At 66.1% G+C, this 21937-nt stretch carries 16 protein-coding genes; 9 read left to right on the top strand and 7 right to left on the bottom strand.

The genetic code is table 11. From position 1 onward, the window contains the following. Positions 1–254: 254 nt before the first annotated feature. Positions 255–2924 carry a glycosyltransferase gene (locus tag GGD63_RS01410; RefSeq protein ID WP_183239121.1) on the bottom strand — a complete coding sequence of 890 codons (2670 nt, stop codon included), beginning with the start codon at positions 2922–2924 and terminating at the stop codon, positions 255–257. A gap of 217 nt (positions 2925–3141) precedes the next feature. Beyond that, a complete protein-coding gene (locus GGD63_RS01415) occupies positions 3142–3735 on the bottom strand; it encodes a beta-1-3, beta-1-6-glucan biosynthesis protein (RefSeq protein ID WP_183239122.1) in 594 nt (197 codons plus the stop codon). 221 nt (positions 3736–3956) lie between these two features. Between GGD63_RS01415 and GGD63_RS01420 the strand changes: the two genes are divergently transcribed. Beyond that, positions 3957–5621 (top strand): beta-(1-6) glucans synthase, encoded by a 1665-nt coding sequence (locus GGD63_RS01420; protein ID WP_183239669.1) that lies wholly within the window; start codon positions 3957–3959, stop codon positions 5619–5621. On the opposite strand, the gene GGD63_RS01425 is transcribed toward GGD63_RS01420, so the two are convergent. Then, on the bottom strand, positions 5581–5961 hold the full coding sequence (locus GGD63_RS01425; protein WP_183239123.1) for a hypothetical protein: 381 nt from the start codon (positions 5959–5961) through the stop codon (positions 5581–5583). The two genes, GGD63_RS01420 and GGD63_RS01425, sit on opposite strands and share 41 nt — an antisense overlap. A 153-nt stretch (positions 5962–6114) precedes the next feature. Continuing rightward, entirely contained in the window at positions 6115–7482 is a 1368-nt protein-coding gene (locus tag GGD63_RS01430) for a hypothetical protein (RefSeq protein WP_183239124.1), read from the bottom strand. Between the two features lie 165 nt (positions 7483–7647). Here GGD63_RS01430 and glmU point away from each other — a divergent pair, with 165 nt between their 5' ends. Together glmU and GGD63_RS01440 are read left to right on the top strand one after the other, a co-directional pair. After that, the gene (glmU, locus tag GGD63_RS01435; RefSeq protein WP_183239125.1) at positions 7648–9003 is read left to right on the top strand and encodes a bifunctional UDP-N-acetylglucosamine diphosphorylase/glucosamine-1-phosphate N-acetyltransferase GlmU; all 1356 of its coding nucleotides are present in this window, start codon (positions 7648–7650) and stop codon (positions 9001–9003) included. Then, positions 9000–9233 (top strand): hypothetical protein, encoded by a 234-nt coding sequence (locus GGD63_RS01440; RefSeq protein ID WP_183239126.1) that lies wholly within the window; start codon positions 9000–9002, stop codon positions 9231–9233. Before glmU ends, GGD63_RS01440 begins: the two co-directional genes overlap by 4 nt. A 9-nt stretch (positions 9234–9242) precedes the next feature. On the opposite strand, the gene GGD63_RS01445 is transcribed toward GGD63_RS01440, so the two are convergent. Continuing rightward, a complete protein-coding gene (locus GGD63_RS01445; protein WP_183239127.1) occupies positions 9243–9461 on the bottom strand; it encodes a hypothetical protein in 219 nt (72 codons plus the stop codon). Positions 9462–9681: 220 nt separating this feature from the next. On the opposite strand from GGD63_RS01445, the gene glmS reads away from it, so the two are divergent. From glmS to panE, 4 genes are all read left to right on the top strand, one after another. Beyond that, on the top strand, positions 9682–11508 hold the full coding sequence (gene glmS, locus GGD63_RS01450) for a glutamine--fructose-6-phosphate transaminase (isomerizing) (RefSeq protein ID WP_183239128.1): 1827 nt from the start codon (positions 9682–9684) through the stop codon (positions 11506–11508). Positions 11509–11588: 80 nt separating this feature from the next. Then, a complete protein-coding gene (locus tag GGD63_RS01455) occupies positions 11589–12356 on the top strand; it encodes a DUF502 domain-containing protein (protein ID WP_183239129.1) in 768 nt (255 codons plus the stop codon). Positions 12357–12459: 103 nt separating this feature from the next. After that, a complete protein-coding gene (locus tag GGD63_RS01460) occupies positions 12460–13317 on the top strand; it encodes an NAD(P)-dependent oxidoreductase (RefSeq protein WP_183239130.1) in 858 nt (285 codons plus the stop codon). A 230-nt stretch (positions 13318–13547) separates the two neighbouring features. Beyond that, positions 13548–14477, top strand: a complete 930-nt coding sequence (gene panE / locus GGD63_RS01465; RefSeq protein WP_183239131.1) for a 2-dehydropantoate 2-reductase — start codon at positions 13548–13550, stop codon at positions 14475–14477. Here panE and recG read toward each other — a convergent pair. Then, positions 14474–16582: an ATP-dependent DNA helicase RecG gene (gene recG / locus GGD63_RS01470; protein ID WP_183239132.1), complete on the bottom strand. Its 2109-nt coding sequence runs from the start codon at positions 16580–16582 to the stop codon at positions 14474–14476. The genes panE and recG overlap by 4 nt on opposite strands. 198 nt (positions 16583–16780) lie before the next feature. On the opposite strand from recG, the gene GGD63_RS01475 reads away from it, so the two are divergent. Continuing rightward, on the top strand, positions 16781–17071 hold the full coding sequence (locus tag GGD63_RS01475) for a succinate dehydrogenase assembly factor 2 (protein ID WP_183239133.1): 291 nt from the start codon (positions 16781–16783) through the stop codon (positions 17069–17071). Next, positions 17068–20586 carry a transcription-repair coupling factor gene (gene mfd, locus GGD63_RS01480; RefSeq protein WP_183239134.1) on the top strand — a complete coding sequence of 1173 codons (3519 nt, stop codon included), beginning with the start codon at positions 17068–17070 and terminating at the stop codon, positions 20584–20586. Before GGD63_RS01475 ends, mfd begins: the two co-directional genes overlap by 4 nt. Positions 20587–20702: 116 nt before the next feature. On the opposite strand, the gene GGD63_RS01485 is transcribed toward mfd, so the two are convergent. Continuing rightward, on the bottom strand, positions 20703–21926 hold the full coding sequence (locus GGD63_RS01485) for a GGDEF domain-containing protein (RefSeq protein WP_183239135.1): 1224 nt from the start codon (positions 21924–21926) through the stop codon (positions 20703–20705). Between the last annotated feature and the right edge of the window lie 11 nt (positions 21927–21937).

The raw sequence follows: 21937 nt of genomic DNA on the forward strand, positions 1-21937 counted from the left end.
CACGCTGAACTCGCGTTGCGGGGAAAACCGGCTGTTTCCGGATCATACTTTCGGCCCGCGCTGTGTAAGAGGAGTGGCTGCGGAGGTCAATAGCGGGGGCGGCTGCCGAAACTCACGGCAGGAGCGGGGATTTGCTCGCGGTATCCGTCGTTTAGGCCGAGATTTTCAACCCGATTGGTGGGCCGTCATCCACGCCCAAAGAGCCCGTGACTTTTAATCACGGGGTCCGAGGCGCCCGGGTTTGGTCCGGTCCGTCAGTTCGCCTCGCGCCGGACCTCGTTCGGCACAGGCTGCGGCGTTCCCGCCGGGGTCGGCAGGGCGACCGGGCGGAGGCCGATCAGCTCGGCGGTGCGGATCGCGCTGTCGCGCCAGAACTGGAACGAGTTGATGCGGCTGAGCTCGAGGATGGCGATCGCAACCGCGGCCAGGAACGGCAGGCTTTGCAGCACCAGCACGCCGGCGAAGATGTAGATCTCGGTGATCTGCCGGAAGCTGTTGGAAGCGACCAGCACGCCGGCGCCGACCAGAAGCAGGGTGCCGATCACGGCCTCCCAGAACGCCTGGAACTCGATCGACATCCTGGACAGGCCGCCCTTCGAGGTGCGCGCGAACGCGATGTGCTCGGTGATCAGGCCCTGCGCCACCGCGCGCGACACCGTCCATTGCACGCTCATCGCCGCGATCATGGCGCCCAGCATCTGGCCCGGCTTGATCGCGACGCGGGCGCGGTACATCGACAGGAAGTGCACCAGCGAAACGATGAAGGCGCCGATGATCGGCAGCGTCAGGATCTTGTCGGGAATGGCAATGTCGGCAAAGGCGACGATCGGCACCCAGACGAGGTTGAGCAGCGCCACGACCACGCCGAGGCTTTCGGCGCCGAGCCAGTTCAGCCAGCCGAGGCCGTATTCGCGCTTCTGGTCCGCCGTCAGCCGGCTCGCGCCCGGCAGGAAGCGGCGCCAGTGCTTCTTGACGATCTGCAGGCCGCCATAGGCCCAGCGATGACGCTGCTTCTTGAAGGCCTCGTAGGTGTCCGGCAACAGGCCGGCGCCGTAGCGGGTGTTGGTGTAGTGCGTGACCCAGCCGAGCTCCTGGATCGCAAGGCCGAGATCGGAGTCCTCGCAGATCGTGTCGCTTGACCAGCCGCCGGCCATGTCCATCGCGGCGCGGCGGATCAGGCACATCGTGCCGTGCACGATGACGGCATTGAGCTCGTTGCGCTGGACCATGCCGATGTCGAAGAAGCCGGCATATTCGCCGTTCATGATGTAGTGCATGATCGACAGGTCGCCGTCGCGATGCTCCTGCGGCGCCTGAACGAGGCCGACGCGCGGGTCGGCGAAAGCCGGCACGAGGTCCTTCAGCCAGTCGGGCTCGACGACGTAATCGGCATCGAGGATGCCGATGATCTCGGCATCGACGGCGGTGCGGTCCATCGCGATCCGCAGCGCACCGGCCTTGAAGCCCTGCACTTTCTCGGCGTTGATGAACTTGAAGCGTTCACCGAGCGCGCGGCAATGGTCCTGGATCGGCTGCCAGAAGGCGGGATCGGGCGTGTTGTTGATGATGACGACGCATTCGTAGTTCGGATAGTTCAGCCGCGACAGCGCATCGAGCGTCTGCTTCAGCATGTCGACCGGCTCATAATAAGCCGGGATGTGGATCGAGACCTTCGGATAGTAGTTCTCCGGCACGTTCTCGACCGGCTTGCCCTTGGTAAGCAGCCGCTGCGGCGGGCGGCCGAAGGCGACCGCCGCGATCTCGTCGATGCGCGCCATCGCGATCAGCACCAGCGGAACAAGCAGGATCATGCCGAGCGTCAGCGCGAAGGCCGAGCCGAAGATGAAATAGTGCCCGTTCCAGAACGCGAACACGGTCGCGGCCCAGGCGCCGACGCCATTGGCGGTGGCCGACAGCAGGAACGCCTGCTTCGCCGTCGGCTGCTGCAGCCGCAGGATCGGCAGCGACAGGAGGATGCCGACCAGCAGCGCGATTCCCATCAGCTTCCAGTAGTCGGGGTTCTCCACCGGGCCGGTCCAGGCGAATTTCGGCTCGCGGCTGGCGTTGAGAATGCCCCAGTACGGACCGACGCCGCCTTCGAAGAATTTCCAGGGCTGATCGATGGCCTCGACGATGTTGTATTCCATGCCGATGGCTTCGGCGCGGCCGACGAAGTTGCGCAAGGTCAGCGCCTGCTGGAACGGACCGGGGTCGGCGTTGCGCAAATTGTAGCCCTGGCTCGGCCAGCCAAACTCGGCGATCACGATGCGCTTGCCGGGGAACAGGTTGCGCAGCAAATTGTAGCGGTCGACGGCCTGGTCGACCGCCTGGTCCGAGCGGAAGTTTTCCCAATAGGGCAGCACGTGGGCGGCGATGAAATCGACGTTGGAGGCAAGGTCGGGATTGTCGCGCCAGATGTTCCAGATCTCGCCGGTCGTGACGGGCACGCGGACCGAGCCCTTCACCTTCTTGATCATGTCGATGAGGTCTTCGACTTTCTGCTCGCCGCGGTAGATCACCTCGTTGCCGACCACGACGCCGACGACGTTGCTGTTCTTGCGGGCGAGCTCGATGGCGGCCTTGATCTCGCGCTCGTTGCGATCCTTGTCCTTGTCGATCCAGGCGCCGACGGTGACCTTGAGGCCGAACTCGGCCGCGATCGGCGGCACCAGTTCCACGCCGCCCGTGGACGAATAGAGGCGGATCGCGCGCGTCATGGTCGACAGCGTCTTCAGGTCGGCGCGGATTTTCTCGATCGACGGGATGTTGTCGATGTCGGGGTGGGCCGAGCCTTCGAACGGCGCGTAGGAGACGCTGGGCAAGAGGCCCTTGAAGTCGGGAGCGGGTTCCTTGTCGCGCAAGACTCCCCACAGCCCAGCGTGAAGCGCGGACACAAGCAACAGAACGGCGGCGACAACGCGCATCGCGGCTAAACCAAAAGGGGCTGAGGTGGCAGGGAAGCGGATCTGACCCCGAGATCCGACCGAGTCCGCGGCAAATGGAGCATACCTCTGCCGCGCGGTTTCACAACTGTCATGGGCTCATGTCCTTATGAGGGCATGGGCTTTTCGAACGACGCGCGGCAGTGCCAACCGCGTCTATGGCCGATCGTTCCTGAACGAGAGCTGAAACGACCGGCGACTATTTCTGCGGCGCCGGTGTCGGGCTTGCCGCAGGCGAGGGGCTCGCGGCCGGCTGGGGGGCGGGCGCATTGCCGGTGGTCGGCGTTGCCGGCTGGGAAGCGCTGGCTGCTGCCTGCTGCGGCTGGGAGGCCGGGTTGATCCAGCAAGCGTGCACGCGGCTATCCAGGGTCTCGGCGACCTTGGGATCGATCTGGCCGCCGAAGCGCGTCAGGCAGCGGAACGCCGCCTGAATATGGCCGCCGGGGCAGCCGAAGCGGTCGTACAGGTCGAGATGGCGGAAGGCGGTATCGAGGTCATCCCGCCACATCAGCCGCACCACGCGCCGGCCGAGCCAGACGCATTCGGGGTTGCCGGCCGGGCCGTTGATGACCTGGGCGGCTTCGGCGAACTCGTCGGTGCGGCGCTGGTTCTGGGCGGCGTCCTTGGCGGCATCGGCGGGCTGGGCCGCGGCCTTGCCCTGGTCGGGGGCCGGCGTGCCGCTCTGGGCCGAGGCACCATTGAGGCCGGCCAGACCGAGAAGGGCGGAGACGGCCAAGGTGGCGGCGAACTGCCGCAGGACCGCATTTCGTGACTGACGCACCCGTTGCCGCATGAATTCCCCAACTTCTCCACTGACCGCCCGCGTCAGGATCCCGCGGACGCGCCGTGATGGCGTCCAAATGGGTCTCCAATGCGGCGGAAAATTCCCGCCGAGTCCCATGACCTGAATTTCGAATTTTGTCCAGCAAAGTCACAATCCTAGGCCTCTGTCGAACGGCCGCAGGTAAATTCCTTGGGGGCGCGAGGGATCCATCCGGTGTGCCCCCTTGGCAGATGGCGTGGATGCAGGTAATCGACGGCCCTTCGCGGAGGACGGAACCGATTTCTCTTCGTACGCCACTGGCGCTTCTGCTCGTTTCACTGGGTGCGATTGCTGCCGTGTGGTGGTGGCTGGCCACGCCAATCACGCTCGCGCGCGCCCCGATCGATCCCGCCGACAAGGTTCAATGCGTCTCCTATGCGCCGTTCCGCGGCGAGCAGTCGCCGCTGGATGCATGGACGCATATCGAGGCCGACCAGATCGAGCAGGACCTGCGCCAGCTCAAGGAGATCACCGACTGCGTCCGCACCTATTCCATGGAGAATGGGCTCGACCAGGTGCCGGCGATCGCCGCCAAGGTCGGCGGGCTGAAGGTGCTGCAGGGCATCTGGCTCTCCAGCAACCGCACCAAGAATCTCGAGCAGGCCGCGCTCGCCGTCCGTCTCACCAAGGACTTCCCCAACGTCATCACCGCGGTCATCGTCGGCAACGAGGTGCTGCTGCGCGGCGAGATGACGACCGCCGACCTCGTCTCCATCATCCGCTCGGTGAAGGCGCAGGTGAGCGTGCCCGTCACCTATGCCGATGTCTGGGAATTCTGGCTGAAGAACCGCGAGGTCCATGACGCCGTCGACTTCGTCACCATCCACATCCTGCCCTATTGGGAGGATTTCCCGGTCAAGGCGAAATTCGCCGCCTCCCATGTCGAGGCAATCCGCGAGCGCATGGCGGTGGCATTCCCGGGCAAGGAAATCCTGATCGGCGAGACCGGCTGGCCGAGCGAGGGGCGCATGCGCGAAGGCGCGCTGCCGTCGCGCACCAACCAGGCGCGCGTGGTCTCGGAAATCCTCAGCCTTGCGAAGGCGCAGAAGTTCCGCGTCAACCTGATCGAGTCCTACGACCAGCCCTGGAAGCGCAGGCTGGAAGGCACCGTCGGCGGCTATTGGGGTCTTTATGATTCCGTACGCCGGAACCTGAAATATCCGCCGGGTCAGCCGATCAGCAATTTCCTGTACTGGAAATGGTACATGGGCGCCGGCATGGGCCTGTGCGTGCTGGTGTTCGCGGTGGCGCTGATCACGCTGCGCCGGCGGCCGTGGACGCCGCGCTTCTCGGCCTGGCTCGGCGTCGGCATCTCGGCGACGACGGCGGGCATCCTGCTCGGGATCGGCGCCGACAAGATGTACTACGAGAGCTACGGGATCGGCGGCTGGCTGCTCTGGGGCGCGCTGCTGCTCGCCGGGATCCTGTCGCCGATCTTCTGCGCGCAGGCGATGGTGATCGGCCGCAGTCTTCCGACCTTCCTCGATCTGCTCGGCCCGCGTGAGGGGCGCAAATGGTCGAAGCTCACCGCCGTGCTCGGCCTGACGCTGGCGGTGACCGCGGTGATCGCGGCCGAGACCGCGCTCGGCTTCGTGTTCGACCCGCGCTACAAGGATTTTCCCTACGCCGCGCTGACGATGGCGGTGGTGCCGTTTGCGCTTTTGATGCTGAACCGGCCGCAGATCGGCCAGCGTCCGATCGCCGAAGCGGTGTTCGCGGGCGTGCTGGCGCTGTCGGCCGTGTTCGTGCTCGTCAACGAAGGCCGCGACAATTGGCAGTCGCTGTGGACCTGCACGATCTATCTGTTGTTCGCGCTCACGCTGTGGCGGGCGCGGGCCGAGCAAACCCAAGAATGAACAGGCCGATCGCGAGGCCCGACAGCACGACATTGTAGAGCACAATGCCGAGGCCGGCCGCGACGAGGCCGACCGTGAGCAGCACGATCGAGGGCCGCATCAGGTTCAGCGTCGCAACCACCAGCGCGACGATGCCGAACACCGAGTTCTTGAACAGCACGGTCGAGACCGACCGCGACTTGCAGATCAGCGTCTGCAGCCCGGCGTCGCAGGCGAGAGCGACCTGCGAAAACTCGATCGCGAGATAGCGCACGTAGAGCGCGCAGCCGACGGTGACGAATCCGACGACGATCAGGAACTGCACCTGGTAGGGCGTGAGGCGGAAGGGCTTTTTTGTCATAGGCGCAATATGGTCGGGATGAAGGGAGGGGGCAACAGGGGAGGTGGAGGTTTTCGGCAAGTCTGCCCGAGAAAATCTGGAACAGGATTCACTGCGCGAATATGTTGCCGATCGCCGGTGCTTCGACTTTCTGCTCCCTGAGAGGGAAGCTCACTACCGCCTGAAGAATGACGTCAGCGTCGATCCCGCCGACGCCGTCTCCGGCTTTGCCTGCGGCGCGGGCTGCTGCGGTGCCGGGGCAGGCGCGGGCTCTTCGCGCTTCGACGAGCGCTTGGAGGAATAGCTGCGGCGGCGCTTGTCCGGTTTTGCATTTGGCGCGGGCGCCGGCGCGGTCTCGGCTTGCGGCGCGGTGTCCTGCGTCTTCTCGGAGTTGTTCTCCTGAACCCGGTCCTGGGACTTCTCCTGTGCCTTTTCTTGTCCCTTGTCTTGCCCCTTCTCCGAACCGCCACGCATCGACAGCCGCTGGCCGTCGAACACGGTGGTCTCGCAGTGGCGGTTGCTCTCGGATAGCCCGGCGCAGAGCTTTGCGGCGGCGGCGGCGTTGATCAGCGGACCGGCCCCTAAGCGCAGCTGCATGCCGAGGCCGCTCGTGCCTTCCTTGATCATGATGATCGGCCGCAGCACTGCGACTTCCGGATTGGATTTGGTCACGCCGCGCCAGAGCGCGCGCAGGCCGTCGATCGAGTTGGCGCCGCCGAGGTCGATCGCGAAACGCGTCTGCTGGACCGCGATCGCCGGCGCTTCGCTCTCGGCCGTCTCCGGCGCCCTGGCTGGTGCGGCCGCAGCGACTTCGATCGGGGCCGCCGCGGGCTCCGGCTTCTTCTCCGCCTCAGGCTGAACCAGCTTGGATGCGGCGGGATCAGGCGGCGCCATGATCGACTTGGACGGCACCAGCGGAAGCATCGGCAGCGCCGAGGTCGTTGCCGGCGCCTGCGACACCAACGATGCGGCAGCCGCGGTCTGCGGCGGCGGATTTGCCGGCTCCTTGGCTGCGTCCTTTGCGGGCGCCTGGTCCTTGGCGGTCGCGCGCGGCTTGTCGCCGGATGGCGCCGGCACCGAGGCGACTGGCCCGACGCTGGGCGCAGCCGCTGCGGGCTGCGCCTCAGGGGCCGGCGTGTCCTGCTGCTTTGCGCTTTGCCTCGCGATCGCGCCGGTGACGGAATCGAGCCCTTGCTCCAGCACGGTGACGCGCGAATAGAGCCGGTCGCGATCGGTGTTCAGCGTCTCGATGGCGGCGGCGAGGCGGCGCGCCTCGTTCTGGCTTTCCCTGGACAGCAGCTGCAGCCGGTCGGCCTGGCGCGCGAGATCGGCAGACGCCACCTGGTCACGGCGCCAGCCGAGCTGGGCCTGGTTGGCCATCACGGCGACGACGACGGCGCCGACGGCCGCGACGCCCCACGAGCCCAGCCGCCACAGCATGCGGCGGTCGAACGTGCTTTCCTCGGCCAAAAGTCCGGAGAACAGCCCGCCGGTCTCCTTCGTGCCGAAGGCGTCCGCCAGTGGGTCGGAATCCTTTGCCATGAACGTTAAATGCCCAGCCCTGTCCGGCTTCCCCGAATCAATCAGGGAACATTAACAGGAAAACTCGGTCGCACTTGAATTCCGGGCGTTTGCGGGGGTAGCAAGGCGGCAGCTTACGAGGGCGGCCTGCCGCCAATTGATTCGGCCGTATCTGACAGGATTGCGATGACCGTCCGTTCCAGCCTCACGATCGTGCTCGCCGCCGGTGAAGGCACGCGGATGCGATCGAGCCTGCCGAAGGTGCTGCATCCCGTCGCTCACCAGAGCCTGCTCGCCCACGTGCTCGCCGCCGCACCGAAGGGAACCGGCACCTCGCTCGCCGTCGTGATCGGCCCCGACCATCAGGCTGTGGCGGATGAAGCCAGGCGCATCCGCCCCGACGCGCTCACCTTCGTGCAGCGCGAACGCCTCGGCACGGCGCATGCGGTGCTGGCGGCATGTGAGGCCATCGCGCGCGGCGCCGATGATCTCCTGATCGCATTCGGCGACACGCCGCTGATCTCGGCCGAGACCTTTGCGCGGCTGCGCGCGCCTCTTGCCAAGGGCGCGGCGATTGCCGCACTCGGTTTTCGCGCAGCCGACCCGACCGGCTATGGCCGCTTCATCGTCGAGGGCGACCGCCTGGTCGCGATCCGCGAGCAGGCCGATGCCAGCGAAGCCGAGCGCAAGATCGATCTGTGTAATGCCGGCGTGATGGCGATCGACGGACGCCGCGCGCTCGAAATCCTTGGGCAAATCGGCAATGCCAATTCCAAGGGCGAATACTATCTGACGGACGCGGTCGAAATCGTCCGCAAGCAGGGATGGGAGTCCGTGGTGATCGAGACCAGCGAGGACGAGGTGCGAGGCATCAACACCAAGGCGCAGCTCGCGGAAGCGGAAGCCGTGATGCAGGCGCGCCTGCGGAAAGCGGCGATGGAAGCCGGCGTCACGCTGATCGCGCCGGAGACCGTGTATCTGTCCGCCGACACCGTGTTCGGCAAGGACGTCACCATCGAGCCGTTCGTGGTGATCGGCCCGGGCGTGTCGATCGCCGACGGTGCGGTAATCCATTCCTTCTCGCACATCGTCGAGACCACGCTCGGCAAGAAGGTCTCGATCGGCCCCTATGCGCGGCTTCGTCCCGGCACCTCGCTCGGCGACGGCGCGCGCATCGGCAATTTCGTGGAGACCAAGGCGGCGACGCTGGAGGCCGGCGTCAAGGTCAACCATCTCTCCTACATCGGGGACGCCACCGTCGGCGCCAATTCCAACATCGGCGCCGGTACCATCACCTGCAATTACGACGGCTTCAAGAAGCACAAGACTGTCATCGGGCAGGGCGCCTTCGTCGGTACCAACTCATCGCTGGTCGCACCGGTCACAATCGGCAACGGCGCCTATATCGGCTCGGGCTCGGTGATCACGAAGGACGTGCCCGACGACGCCATGGCGCTGGAGCGCAACCAGCAGACCATCAGGGAAGGCGGCGCGGCGCGCTATCGCGAGATGAAGACCGGCGGCAAGAAGCCGGAGAAGTGAGTGGCAAGGTGCCGGCCCCGATCGGTGCTGTTAGGGCTGCGTTCATGGACGACGACTTCATCGACGATACGATCTCATTCCTCGTCGAGAACGTCATCAAGCCGCCGGGACGATGGGTGCTGGAACAGGTCGGCGAGCCCCGCCCAACCGAGACCGCATCGCTGGTCACCGGCCTGGCGTTCTGGGCGTTCGTCGTTTTCCTCGTCTTTGCCCTGGTGCTGGGGTGGTGAGGCGCGCCGCTATTCGTCGTCGGCGAATTCGGAGAAGATCGCGCGGGTCAGGCGCCAGCCGCGCGGCTTGGCGCGCTTGGCCGGCTCACCTTGCTTATGCTTGACGAAGACCGGCTTGCTTTCCTTTCCGCGCTGGGGCGGCGGCCAATGGGCGAGGTGCGTGCCCGAGGTCTCGCTGGCACGCAGATACAACGACGACAGACCTTTGCGGTCGGATGAGCCCTTCATGGCCTTGTTCTCCTGACCGGAATCGTTGGTCAAACTTGTTGACAACAAGTTAACGTGCGGGGTTAAAGGCCGGCCACATCGACGCAGGCAAGGCAATGGTGCCGGCGAATGCTGTCTCAATCAGCAATAATTATTGAGTATATGGTTCCCTCGGAATTTCGCTAAAAACTGAGCGCGTCGTTTTGGCGATTTTTCGACGATTTGGGGGATATTGATCCGCATGTGCGGGATTGTCGGCATTCTCGGGCGCGAGCCGGTTGCAGAGCAATTGGTGGATTCGCTCAAACGTCTTGAATATCGCGGCTATGATTCCGCGGGCGTCGCCACGCTCGAGGGCAAGCATCTCGAACGCCGCCGCGCCGAGGGCAAGCTGAAGAATCTGGAGAAGCGGCTGGAAGCCGAGCCGCTCAAGGGCACGACCGGCATCGGCCACACCCGCTGGGCCACCCATGGCAGGCCGACCGTCAACAACGCCCATCCGCATGCGACCGAGCGCGTCGCCGTCGTCCACAACGGTATCATCGAGAATTTCCGCGAGCTGCGCGAGGAGCTCGAGAAGAAGGGTGCGGTGTTCCACACCGAGACCGACACCGAGATCGTGCTGCATCTCGTCGACGATCTGCTCACGCGCGGCAACAAGCCCGTGGAAGCGGTGAAGCTGGCGCTGGGGCGCCTGCGCGGCGCGTTCGCGCTCGGCTTCATCTTCGCTGGCGACAACGACCTCATGATCGGCGCCCGCAACGGCCCGCCGCTCGCGATTGGCTATGGCGACGGCGAGATGTATCTCGGCTCCGACGCCATCGCACTCGGCCCCTTCACCGACACGATCAGCTATCTCGAGGACGGCGACTGGGTCGTGCTGACCCGGAAGAGCGCGACGATCTTCGACAAGGACGGTCACGCCGTCCAGCGCGAGAAGATCAAGCACGCAGCCTCGACCTCGCTGGTCGACAAGGCCAATTACCGCCACTTCATGGCCAAGGAAATCCACGAGCAGCCGGAGGTGGTCGGCCATACGCTGGCACGCTATGTCGACATGGCGACCGAGCGCGTCGCGCTGCCGGTCAAGCTGCCGTTCGATTTCAAGACCATCCAGCGCATCAACATCACCGCCTGCGGCACCGCGAGCTATGCCGGCTTCGTCGCAAAATACTGGTTCGAGCGCTTTGCGCGCGTGCCGGTCGAGGTCGACGTCGCCTCTGAATTCCGCTACCGCGAGGCGCCCTTGCGCAAGGGCGATCTCGCCATCTTCATCTCGCAGTCGGGCGAGACCGCCGACACGCTGGCGGCGCTGCGCTACGCCAAGGCCGAGGGCGTGCACACGATCGCCGTCGTCAACGTGCCGACCTCGACCATCGCGCGCGAGAGCGAGACCGTGCTGCAGACGCTGGCCGGACCCGAGATCGGCGTCGCCTCGACCAAGGCCTTCACCTGCCAGCTTATGGTGCTCGCCAATCTCGCCATCGCCGCCGGCAAGGCCAGAGGCGAATTGTCCGACGAGGACGAGACCAAGCTGGTTCACGGTCTCGTCGAGGTCCCGCGCCTGATGTCGGATGCGCTCACCACGGAGCTGCAGATCGAGAAGCTCTCGCGCGAGATCGCGAAGTCACGCGACGTGCTCTATCTCGGCCGCGGCACCAGCTTTCCGCTCGCGCTCGAAGGCGCGCTGAAGCTGAAGGAGATCTCCTACATCCACGCCGAGGGCTATGCTGCCGGCGAGCTCAAGCACGGCCCGATCGCGCTGATCGACGAGACCATGCCGGTCGTCGTCATCGCACCCTATGACCGGGTGTTCGAGAAGACCGTCTCGAACATGCAGGAGGTCGCCGCCCGCGGTGGCAGGATCATCCTGATGACCGACGCCAAGGGCGCGGAGGAGGCGACCGTGGATTCCCTCGTCACCATCGTCATGCCCGACATGGCGGCGGCGTTCACGCCGATGGTCTATGCCGTCCCGGTGCAGCTGCTCGCCTATCACACGGCTGTCATCATGGGCACCGACGTCGATCAGCCGCGCAATCTCGCGAAATCGGTGACCGTGGAATAGGCAGAAGGGATCGGTGCTGCACTCTTCCAAAACCTGCTAGAAAACCCTAGCTTGAGTGCAGCGACCGACCTGGAACCCGAATGACCACCCGCGACGACGTCCCTGCGCCGCTTGATCCCGCTCCGGAACCGCATACCGGCCTGATGGGCCGCTTCCGCAATTATTTCCTGACCGGCCTCGTGGTGACGGGGCCGATTGCGATCACCCTCTATCTGGTCTGGTGGTTCGTCACCTGGGTCGACGGCGTGGTACGGCCGTTCGTGCCGCTGGCCTATCGTCCGGAAACCTATCTGCCCTATGGCGTCCCCGGCTGGGGACTGATTGTCGCATTCTTCACGCTGACCTTGGTCGGCTTCCTCGCGGCGAACCTGATCGGCCGCACCCTGGTCGATGTCGGCGAGACCTTCCTCGGCCGCATCCCGGCGGTGCGCGCCATCTATCGCGGCCTGAAGCAGGTGTTCGAGACGCTGTTCTCGGGCAAGGGCTCGAGCTTCCGCAAAGTGGGCCTCGTCGAGTTTCCCTCGCCCGGCATGTGGTCGATCGTGCTGATCTCGCAATCGCCGAGCGAGGACATCGCCCGCAGCCTGCCGGGGGAGGAGCATGTCTCGGTGTTCCTGCCGTGCTCGCCGAACCCGACCACCGGCTTCTTCTTCTACGTGCCCAAGAGCAAGATCATCGAGGTCGACCTCAGCGCCGAGGACGCCGCGACGCTGATTATGTCGGCCGGCGTGGTGCAGCCGGGCTCGGCGCCCGACCCGAAGAAGGCCGCCGCGCTCGCAGGCATGGCGAATGCCGCGCGCATCGCCAACGCCTCGACGCTCAAGCCCCAGCCTGCGAAGGTGGAGTAGGGCCATTCCGCTGCGGGATGGCCGCGTTCACGCAAGGACTCGCATCCTCTGCTAGTCTTCGGTCGATCTGAGCACGTCGCTCGGAATCGACCTGGAGTGCACGATGTCCAAAACGATTGCGATCCTCGCACCCGGCGCCATGGGCAGCGCCGTGGCCCGCCGCCTCAGCGAAAACGGCGCGCGCGTGCTGACCTCCTTGAAAGGCCGCAGCGAGGCGACGCTGAAACGGGCTGCCGATGCCGGCATGATCGGCGCCGAGGACGAGGCGATTGCCGACGCCGACATCATCCTCTCGATCGTGCCGCCGGGTGAGGCCGTGGCACTCGCCGAACGCCTGGCCGCGCTGATCGTCCGGCGCGCCAGGAAGCCGGTCGTGGTCGACTGCAACGCCGTCAATGTCGATACTGTGCAACGGATCGAGGAGATCATCGGCTCGGCGCAGGCGCCGTTCGTCGATGGCGGCATCATCGGCTTTCCGCCGCAGCCCGGCGGCAAGAGCCCGGCCTTCTACATGTCCGGCGAGCATGCGAAGGAGGTCGCCGTGCTGAAGGATCTCGGCCTCGACGTGCGGATCGTCGAGGGACCGGTCGGCGCCGCCTCCGCGCTGAAAATGTCCTACGCCGGCATCGTCAAGGGCCTCGCCGGCATCGGCTCGGCCATGGTGATCGCGGCGACAGAGGCGGGCGCGGCCGATGCGCTGCGTGACGAGCTGGCGCTGAGCCAGCCCGCCATTCTGGCGCGGCTCGAAGTGGCGCTGCCGGACATGATTCCAAAAGCCTATCGCTGGGTCGCGGAGATGCGGGAGATTTCCGGCTTCCTTGGAGCCGACCACCCGGCCAGCCAGATCTATGAGGGTTTTGCGCGCTGGTTCGAGCACCTCGCGGAGGATGCGAATGGCAAGGCTGTAGATGCGGAGCTGATGAAGGCATTCGCTGCGAGCATCGCGCGGAAGAAGACCTAGTCGTCCGGAGCTGCCGAAACCGGCTGCGGAAAGCCCTGGATGTCCCGGTCGCGTCTCAAGCGTACAACGTGTGCCGAGCTCCACCCACATCGTCATTGCGAGCGAAGCGAAGCAATCCAGAATCTTTCCGCGGAGGGACTCTGGATTGCTTCGCTTCGCTCGCAATGACGGGGAGGAGACGTCGCGATCCCCATCTGTTACTCTGCGGAAGCAGGCGCATGGGAGTTCGAATGAGAGTGCTTGTCATCGGCGCTGGCGCGCTTGGCGGCTATTACGGAGCTTGCCTCGTCCGCGCGGGCCGCGACGTGACCTTTCTGGTGCGGCCCGCGAGGGCCGAGCAATTGCGGCGGAACGGATTGCAGGTCGTGAGCCCGCACGGCGACTTCGCCGTGCGGCCGAAGATTCTTCTGGCCAGCGATCTCAGGGAGCCGTTCGACGTCGTGCTCGTCGGCGTGAAAGCCTACTCGCTTGACGACGCCATGAGCCAGTTTGCGGCCGCCATCGGCCCCAACACGATGATTTTGCCGATTCTCAACGGGTTGAAGCATCTCGATGCCCTGACAACAAGGTTCGGCGCTGCGCGCGTCCTCGGCGGGCTCGCGAATGTCAGCGCCGGGCTCGATGCGGATAGTCGTGTCGTCCAGTTCATGGCCAATCAGACGATTGTCTTTGGCGAGATCGATGGGACGTTGAGCGAGCGTGCGCTCGCGCTGGAGACACTGCTGCAGGTCCCCGGCATCGACGTGCGCGCCAGCGAGGCGATCATGCAGGACATGTGGGAGAAATTCGTCCAGCTCTCGACGCTCGCCGGCATCACCTGCCTGATGCGCGCGAGTATCGGAGACATCCTGGCCGTGCCGAACGGCGAGCAGTCCATCTTCCGCCTGTTTGCGGAATGTTGCACTGTTGCGACGGCTTCAGGTTTCGAGCCACGCGCGCCGTTCATCGAGTTCGACCGAAAACTGTTCACCACGCTGGATTCGCCGCTGAAGGCCTCGATGCTGCGCGACATCGAGCGCGGCTCGATCACCGAGGCGGACCATATTCTGGGCGATATGGCCAATCGGGCTCGCACGCTCAGCATCGACACACCGCTGCTGGACCTCGCCCGCGCGCATGTGGCGGCGTACGAAATCGGGCGGCGAAGGGCAGAGGGCTAACCCGCCCCGATCAGCGGGATCGCCTCATCGCGTTCGTAGAGATACAGCAGGCATCGCAGCGCCTCGCCGCGCTCGCCCTTGAGCTTGGGATCGTCCTTGAGGATGCGCAGCGCCTCGTCTCTAGCCTGGGTGATGAGCTGGCCGTGGACCTCCGAGCGCGCGATGCGGTAGCCGGGCAGGCCGCTCTGGCGCACCCCTAACACGTCGCCTTCGCCGCGCAGCTTCAGATCCTCCTCGGCGATGCGGAAGCCGTCGGTGGTCTCGCGGATCACTTTCAGGCGTGCCTTCGACATCTCGCCGAGCGGCTCGCCATAAAGCAAAATGCAGGTCGAGGCTTCCGAGCCGCGGCCGATGCGGCCGCGCAGCTGGTGCAACTGGGCAAGGCCGAAGCGTTCGGCATTCTCGATCACCATGATGGTGGCGGCGGGCACGTCGACGCCGACCTCGACCACGGTGGTCGCGACAAGGAGTCCGATCTCGTGGGCGGCGAACTGGCCCATCACGCGGTCCTTCTCGGTGCCCTTCATCTGGCCGTGGACGAGGCCGACGCGGTCGCCGAAGCGCTTTTGCAGGCTTTCGAAACGCTTGGTCGCATTGGTGAGGTGCTCGGTGCCTTCGGCCTCGGATTCATCCACCAGCGGGCAGATCCAGTAGACCAGCTTACCGGCTTCGAGCGCGCGGCCGACACCCTCCATGACCTCGCTGATCCGGCTCATCGGCACCGCGCGGGTGTCGATCGGCTGCCGGCCGGCGGGCTTTTCGCGCAGCTCCGAGATGTCCATGTCGCCGAAATAGGTCAGCACCAGCGTGCGCGGGATCGGGGTTGCGCTGAGCACCAGCACGTCGACCGCTTCGCCCTTGGACGTCAGCGCAAGGCGCTCGCGCACGCCAAAGCGGTGCTGCTCGTCGACGATGGCGAGCGCGAGGTCCTTGAAGATCACGTCGTCCTGGATCAGCGCATGGGTGCCGACGAGGAGGTCGATCTCGCCGGCTTCGAGTTGTGCCAACAACTCGCGCCGCTCCTTGCCCTTTTCGCGGCCGGTGAGGATGGCGACTCGCAGGCCGGCGCGCTCGGCGAGCGGGGCAATGGTCTTGATGTGCTGGCGTGCCAGGATTTCCGTCGGCGCCATCAGCGCGGCCTGCTTGCCGACTTCGGCCACCGCGGCGGCCGCGAGCAGCGCCACGACCGTCTTGCCCGAGCCGACGTCGCCCTGAAGCAGGCGCAGCATGCGCACCGGCTGCTTCAGGTCCTCGGCGATGGCGGCGGCGGCGCTGCGCTGGGAGGGTGTGAGCGCGTAAGGAAGGGCGTCGATGATCTTGTTGCGCAGGTGCCCGTCGCCGGCATTGCGCACGCCGGCGGGGCGGCGCAGCTGGGCGCGGATCAGGGCGAGTGCGAGCTGGCCGGCCAAGAGCTCGTCGAAGGCGAGGCGGGACCAGAACGGTCGGTCCGGCAAAATGTCCGTCAATTCGACCGGCTGGTGCACGCGATTGAGCGCCTCCGCGATTGGCGGGAAGTGGCAGCGGCGCAGCACCTCGGGGCTGATCCACTCCGGCAGGGCGGGGAGCTTCTGCAGCGCCTGCGCGATCGCGCGGCGGAGTGAGCCGAGCGCGAGGCCCTCGGTCAGGGGATAGACCGGATCGATCCCGGAGAGTTTCGAAATCGCCTCCTCGTCCAGTACACGATCGGGATGCACGATCTGCGGAATGCCGTCATACATCTGCAGCGTGCCGGAGACGTAACGCTTCTCGCCCATCGGCAGCAGCTTTTCGACATAGCCGGGCTTGGCGCGGAAGAAGGTCAGCACGACATCGCCGGTATCGTCGCTGGCATAGACCAGATACGGCGCGCGCGCGTTGCGCGGCGGGGGCGGGCGGTGGCGATCGACGGTGACCTCCAGCGTCACCATGGTTCCCACGGCCGCGTCGCGAATCTTGGGCCTGGCGCGGCGGTCGATGACCTGGCTCGGCAGATGCAGCAGCAGGTCCACCAGCCGCGACGTCTCGCTGCGGCTGAGCAGATACTGCAGCAGCTTGTCCTGCTTCGGACCGACGCCGGGCAGGCTGGTCACGGGAGCAAACAGCGGATTGAGCAGGCTGGGGCGCATGAGAGCGAATCTAGGATCGTTTCGGCCCGTCATGCCCGGCTTTATGCCTGGCATCCACGGCTTTTTTCGCGTCCCGACGCGGGCGGCGGGCCAGATCAAATCGAAGGCGCAAATCGAGGGCTGACATGGGCACCTCGAGTGGCTATATCACCCCCGCCCGGCACGTCCGGGCTTTCTGCGTTTGACTGGATTTGAGACATGACGGGAACGACACGATCGAGCAGCGGGCTGGATGACCGCCGCAAGCGGCTTCTGTTCCGCTGCTGGCACCGCGGCACGCGCGAGATGGACCTGATCCTCGGCCGATTCGCCGATGCCGAGATCGGCAACCTGTCCGAGACCGAGCTCGGCGAGCTCGAGCGCCTGCTCGAGGTCAACGATCCCGACCTCTATGCCGCCATCACCGGCGACAAGGTGCTGCCGGCTGACGTCACCGGCGCGCTGTTTGCCCGCATCAAGGCGTTTGCGATCGCGGACGGCAATTTATGAAGCAGGGGATGAAATCGCCGGCCGAGCTGCTCACGCCCGGCCGCGCGCTGACGCTCGCCAATGTCGCGGAAGGCGCGGAAGGCCTCGTCGTTTCCGATCTCGCCCGCGCCATCGCGGCGCGGCCGAAGAAACCGGCGGTCAGCCTCGCGGTGGTCTGCCGCGACGGCGCGCGCATGCAGCAGCTCGAGCGCGCGCTCAGATTCTTTGCGCCCGATCTGCCGGTGCTGACCTTTCCGGCCTGGGACTGCCAGCCCTATGACCGCGTCTCGCCGCATGGCGGCATTCTCGCGCAGCGCCTGACAACGCTGGCGCGGCTCGCTTCGCTCACCGGCAGCGACAAGCCGCTGATCGTGCTGACCACGGTGAATGCGGTGGTGCAGCGCGTGCCCGCGCGCGAGCTCGTCGCAGCGCAGGCGCTGTCGGTCGCACCGGGCAATGTGGTGCCGATGGATACCGTCGTCGCCTGGCTCGAGCACAACGGCTACAATCGTTCCTCCACCGTGCGCGAGCCCGGCGAATACGCGGTGCGCGGCGGCATTCTGGACCTGTTTCCGGCCGGCCTCGAGCAGCCGGTGCGTTTCGATTTCTTCGGCGACAGCCTGGAATCGATCCGCTCCTTCGATGCCGAGACCCAGCGCACGCTGCTCGACATGCGATCGCTCGACCTCGTGCCGGTCTCCGAGTTCCAGCTCGTCACCGACACCATCCGCCGTTTCCGCATGGGCTATGTCGCCGAGTTCGGCGCGCCCGAGCGCGACGATGCGCTGTACGAGGCCGTCAGCGAAGGCCGCCGCCATCCCGGAATGGTGCACTGGCTGCCGCTGTTCCAGGACCGGATGGACACGCTGTTCGATTATCTGCAAGGGGCGACTGTTGCGATCGAGCCGCAGGCCGAGGACGCCGTGCGCGAGCGCTTCAAGCAGATCCTCGACTACTACCAGGCCCGCCGCGAGGCGATGGAGCATCCCGGCGGCGGTGCCATCTACAAGCCGCTGCCGCCCGACCGGCTGTATCTGACCGACGAGGAATGGACCAAGCGTCTCGGTGACATCCCGCTGGCGCGTCTGACGCCGTTCTCGGTGCCGACCGACGGCACCAGCGTCGTCGATGCCGGCGCACGCAAGGGCCGCGACTTCGCGCCGGAGCGTAACGACACCACCGTCAACGTGTTCGAATCCGTCGTCAGCCACGTGATGGCGCTGCAGGCGCAGCGCAAGAAGGTCGTGATCGCGCTGTGGACCGAAGGCTCCCGCGACCGCATGAATTCGATGCTGCGCGACCACAAGCTCGCCCATACCACCAGCGTCAACAGCTGGCGGACGGTGCAGGCGACGCCGCGCAACGAGACCATGCTCGCCGTGCTCGGCCTTGAGAGCGGCTTCGAGACCGACGAGATCGCACTCATCAGCGAGCAGGACATTCTGGGCGACCGCCTGGTGCGGCCGCGCAAGGCCAGCCGCAAGCTCGACAATTTCATCTCGGAGGTGACGAGCCTTGCCGCCGGCGACATCGTCGTCCATGTCGAGCACGGCATCGGCCGCTTCATCGGCCTGCAGACCTTGGATGTTGCCGGCGCGCCGCATGACTGCCTCGAGCTGCATTATGCCGCCGAGACAAAACTGTTTCTACCGGTCGAGAACATCGAGCTCTTGTCCCGCTACGGCTCGGATCAGACCACGGTCGAGCTCGATCGTCTCGGTGGCTCGGGCTGGCAGACCCGCAAGGCAAAGCTGAAGAACCGCATTCGCGAGATCGCGGGCGAGCTGATCAAGATCGCGGCCGCGCGCCATCTGCACGAAGCGCCCAAGCTGCCGGTGCAGCAGGGCCTCTACGACGAGTTCTGTGCGCGCTTTCCCTATGACGAGACCGAGGACCAGCTCGGCGCGATCGAATCCACCCTGAAGGACCTCGAGCTCGGCCGTCCGATGGACCGCCTGATCTGCGGCGACGTCGGCTTCGGCAAGACGGAGGTGGCGCTCCGTGCGGCCTTCGCCGTTGCGCTCGAAGGCAAGCAGGTCGCGGTCGTGGTCCCGACCACGCTCCTGGCACGCCAGCACGCCAAAACCTTCACCGAGCGCTTCAAGGGCTTTCCGGTGAACGTGGCGCAGGCCTCGCGCCTGATCGCGACCAAGGAGCTGAACCAGGTCAAGAAGGGCATCGCCGACGGGTCGGTCGACGTCGTCGTCGGCACGCATGCGCTGCTCGGCAAGGCGATCAAGTTCCGCGACCTCGGCCTCGTCATCGTCGACGAGGAGCAGCATTTTGGCGTTACCCACAAGGAGCGGCTGAAGGCGCTGCGCTCCGAAGTGCATGTGCTGACGCTGTCGGCGACGCCGATCCCGCGCACGCTACAGCTGGCGCTGACCGGCGTGCGCGAGCTCTCGATCATTGCATCGCCCCCGGTCGACCGCCTCGCGGTGCGCACCTTCGTCGCTCCGCACGATCTCTTGATGATCCGCGAGGCGCTCTTGCGCGAGCGTTATCGCGGCGGCCAGGCGTTCTACGTGGTGCCGCGCATCGACGATCTGGCCGAGGTCAAGGACTTCCTCGACAAGAACGTGCCGGAGATGAAGGTCGCGGTCGCGCACGGGCAGATGCCGCCCGCCGTGATCGAGGACATCATGACCGCGTTCTACGACGGCAAGTTCGACATCCTGCTGTCCACGACGATCGTCGAATCCGGCCTCGACATCCCCAACGCCAACACGCTGATCGTGCACCGCGCCGACATGTTCGGCCTCGCCCAGCTCTATCAGCTCCGCGGCCGCGTCGGCCGCTCGAAACTGCGGGCCTACGCGCTGTTCACGCTGCCGGCGCAGCAGAAGATCACCGCGCAGGCCGAACGCCGGCTCACCGTGCTGCAATCGCTGGAGACGCTGGGCGCCGGCTTCCAGCTCGCTTCCCACGACCTCGACATCCGCGGCGCCGGCAATCTGCTCGGCGAGGAGCAGTCCGGCCACATCAAGGAGGTCGGCTTCGAGCTTTACCAGTCGATGCTGGAGGAGGCGATCGTCAACCTCAAGGCCGGGGTGTCCGAGCCCGCCGCCGACCGCTGGTCGCCGTCGATCACGATCGGCATGCCCGTGCTCATCCCCGAGGATTACGTCAGCGACCTCTCGGTGCGGCTGTCGCTGTACCGGCGCCTCGCCGATCTCGATACCGAGGAGGAGATCGAAAACTTCGGCGCCGAGATGCGCGACCGCTTCGGTGTGCTGCCGGACGAGGTGCGCTACCTGTTCAAGGTCGCCGCGATCAAGGCGTTCTGCCGCCGCGCCAATGTCGAGAAGATCGACGCCGGCCCGAAGGGCGCCGTCATCGTCTTCCGCGACAATTCCTTCGCCTATCCCGATCGCCTCGTCACTTTCATCCGCAGCCATGGCCAGGCCGCGAAAGTGCGGCCCGACATGAAGGTGGTGTTCCTGCAGGACTGGGAGACGCCGGAGGAGCGTCTCGCCGGCACCACGGAGATCATGCGGCAGCTGGCGCAGCTCGCGGAGAGCAAGAAGGCGGCGTGAGGGGAAGCGAGATCTCGTAGGGTGGGCAAAGGCGCTCTTGCGCCGTGCCCACCATTTTCCAAGACGAGCGATATGGTGGGCACGCTTCGCTTTGCCCTACGGCAGCGAGGTTGTGACTACGACGCCGCCCTTGAGGCGTCGGCCGACAGCCGCGCGAGCAATGATCTTGCCGTGTCCGACGGCGACAGCGAATCCACGCTGACCACGGGATCGCTGCGCATCTCGTGCTTGCCGTTGGACGTGTGCCGCATCACCGCCGACAAACGGCGGGCGATCATGTGGGCGGTGCGGAAGTCCGTCTCGGCGAACACGACGATGACCGAGCCGTCCTTCTGGGCTGCACCGAAATCCATCTGCCGCATCAGGCGGCTCAGGATGCGCGCGGCATCGAGCTGGGCGCGCGGATTATTGGGATCGAAGGCGAAGCGTGCCACCGACAGGCCGCCGCCGCGGGCCAGCGTCTGCTCAACCGCCTTGGCAAAATCGCGAGCGAAGGCTTCCGTGGTGAGCAGGCCGCTGCGCGGGTCGAGCCAGCCGCCGGCATCGATCGAGCGCAGCGTGCGGCTCAGTTGTGATTCCATCGCGTGCTGGCGGATCAGCGGCAGCGCGTTGGCGGCGATCTTCGCCGGCTCGCCCGCGATCAGCTCGAGATTGGGCAGATCGTAGCTCTGCACGAGCTGGTGCGCGGTGACGACCACGGGGAGGGTGCGGAAGCGGGTGTCCTCGGCGAGCACGGTGAGGAAGGCATCGGTCACGCGCGCGGTAAACCCTTCGGCGAGCACGACGCCGTCGATGTCTCGGGTGTTGAGATGCTTCGCGGCGGCCTCGATCGAGAGCGCGCCGACCACGCCGACGCGTTCGCCGAGCGCGACGGAGAGTGCGGGATAGGCGGCGCCGCGGCCGATCAGCAGCACGGTGGCATCGCGCGACGGGTCGCCCTCGGGCAGTACGACCTTCGCCTCGGGCAGCCGGCGCAGCACGGTCGAATGCAGGGTGCGGACGCGCAGCGCGGCGCGTAGCCGCGCGCTCAGGCGTTCGGGATGGCCGTCGCGCGAGGCGAAGGGCAGGGCGTTGTGCGGCAGCGTGCCCGCCGCATCGAGGGCCACGAAGGGAAGGTAAGGCGATTGGTCGGCGATCTTCCTGGCGAGCAGCGCCAGATGCGGCTCATGTCCGCCATGCATCGCGGCGAGCACAGCGGCCGGCTGCACCTGCTCGACCGCGCGCGTGGCGCTGGCCCAGTCGGTGTCGACCACGGGAAAGAGCCGGGCCTCGTCCAGCGCCGCGACGACGGCGGGGCGCTCGGCATTGGACACAAACAGGATCGGGCCCGCCTGGGACATTGGGAAACTCT

The organism is Bradyrhizobium sp. cir1 (assembly GCF_014198245.1).
Classification (GTDB): domain Bacteria; phylum Pseudomonadota; class Alphaproteobacteria; order Rhizobiales; family Xanthobacteraceae; genus Bradyrhizobium.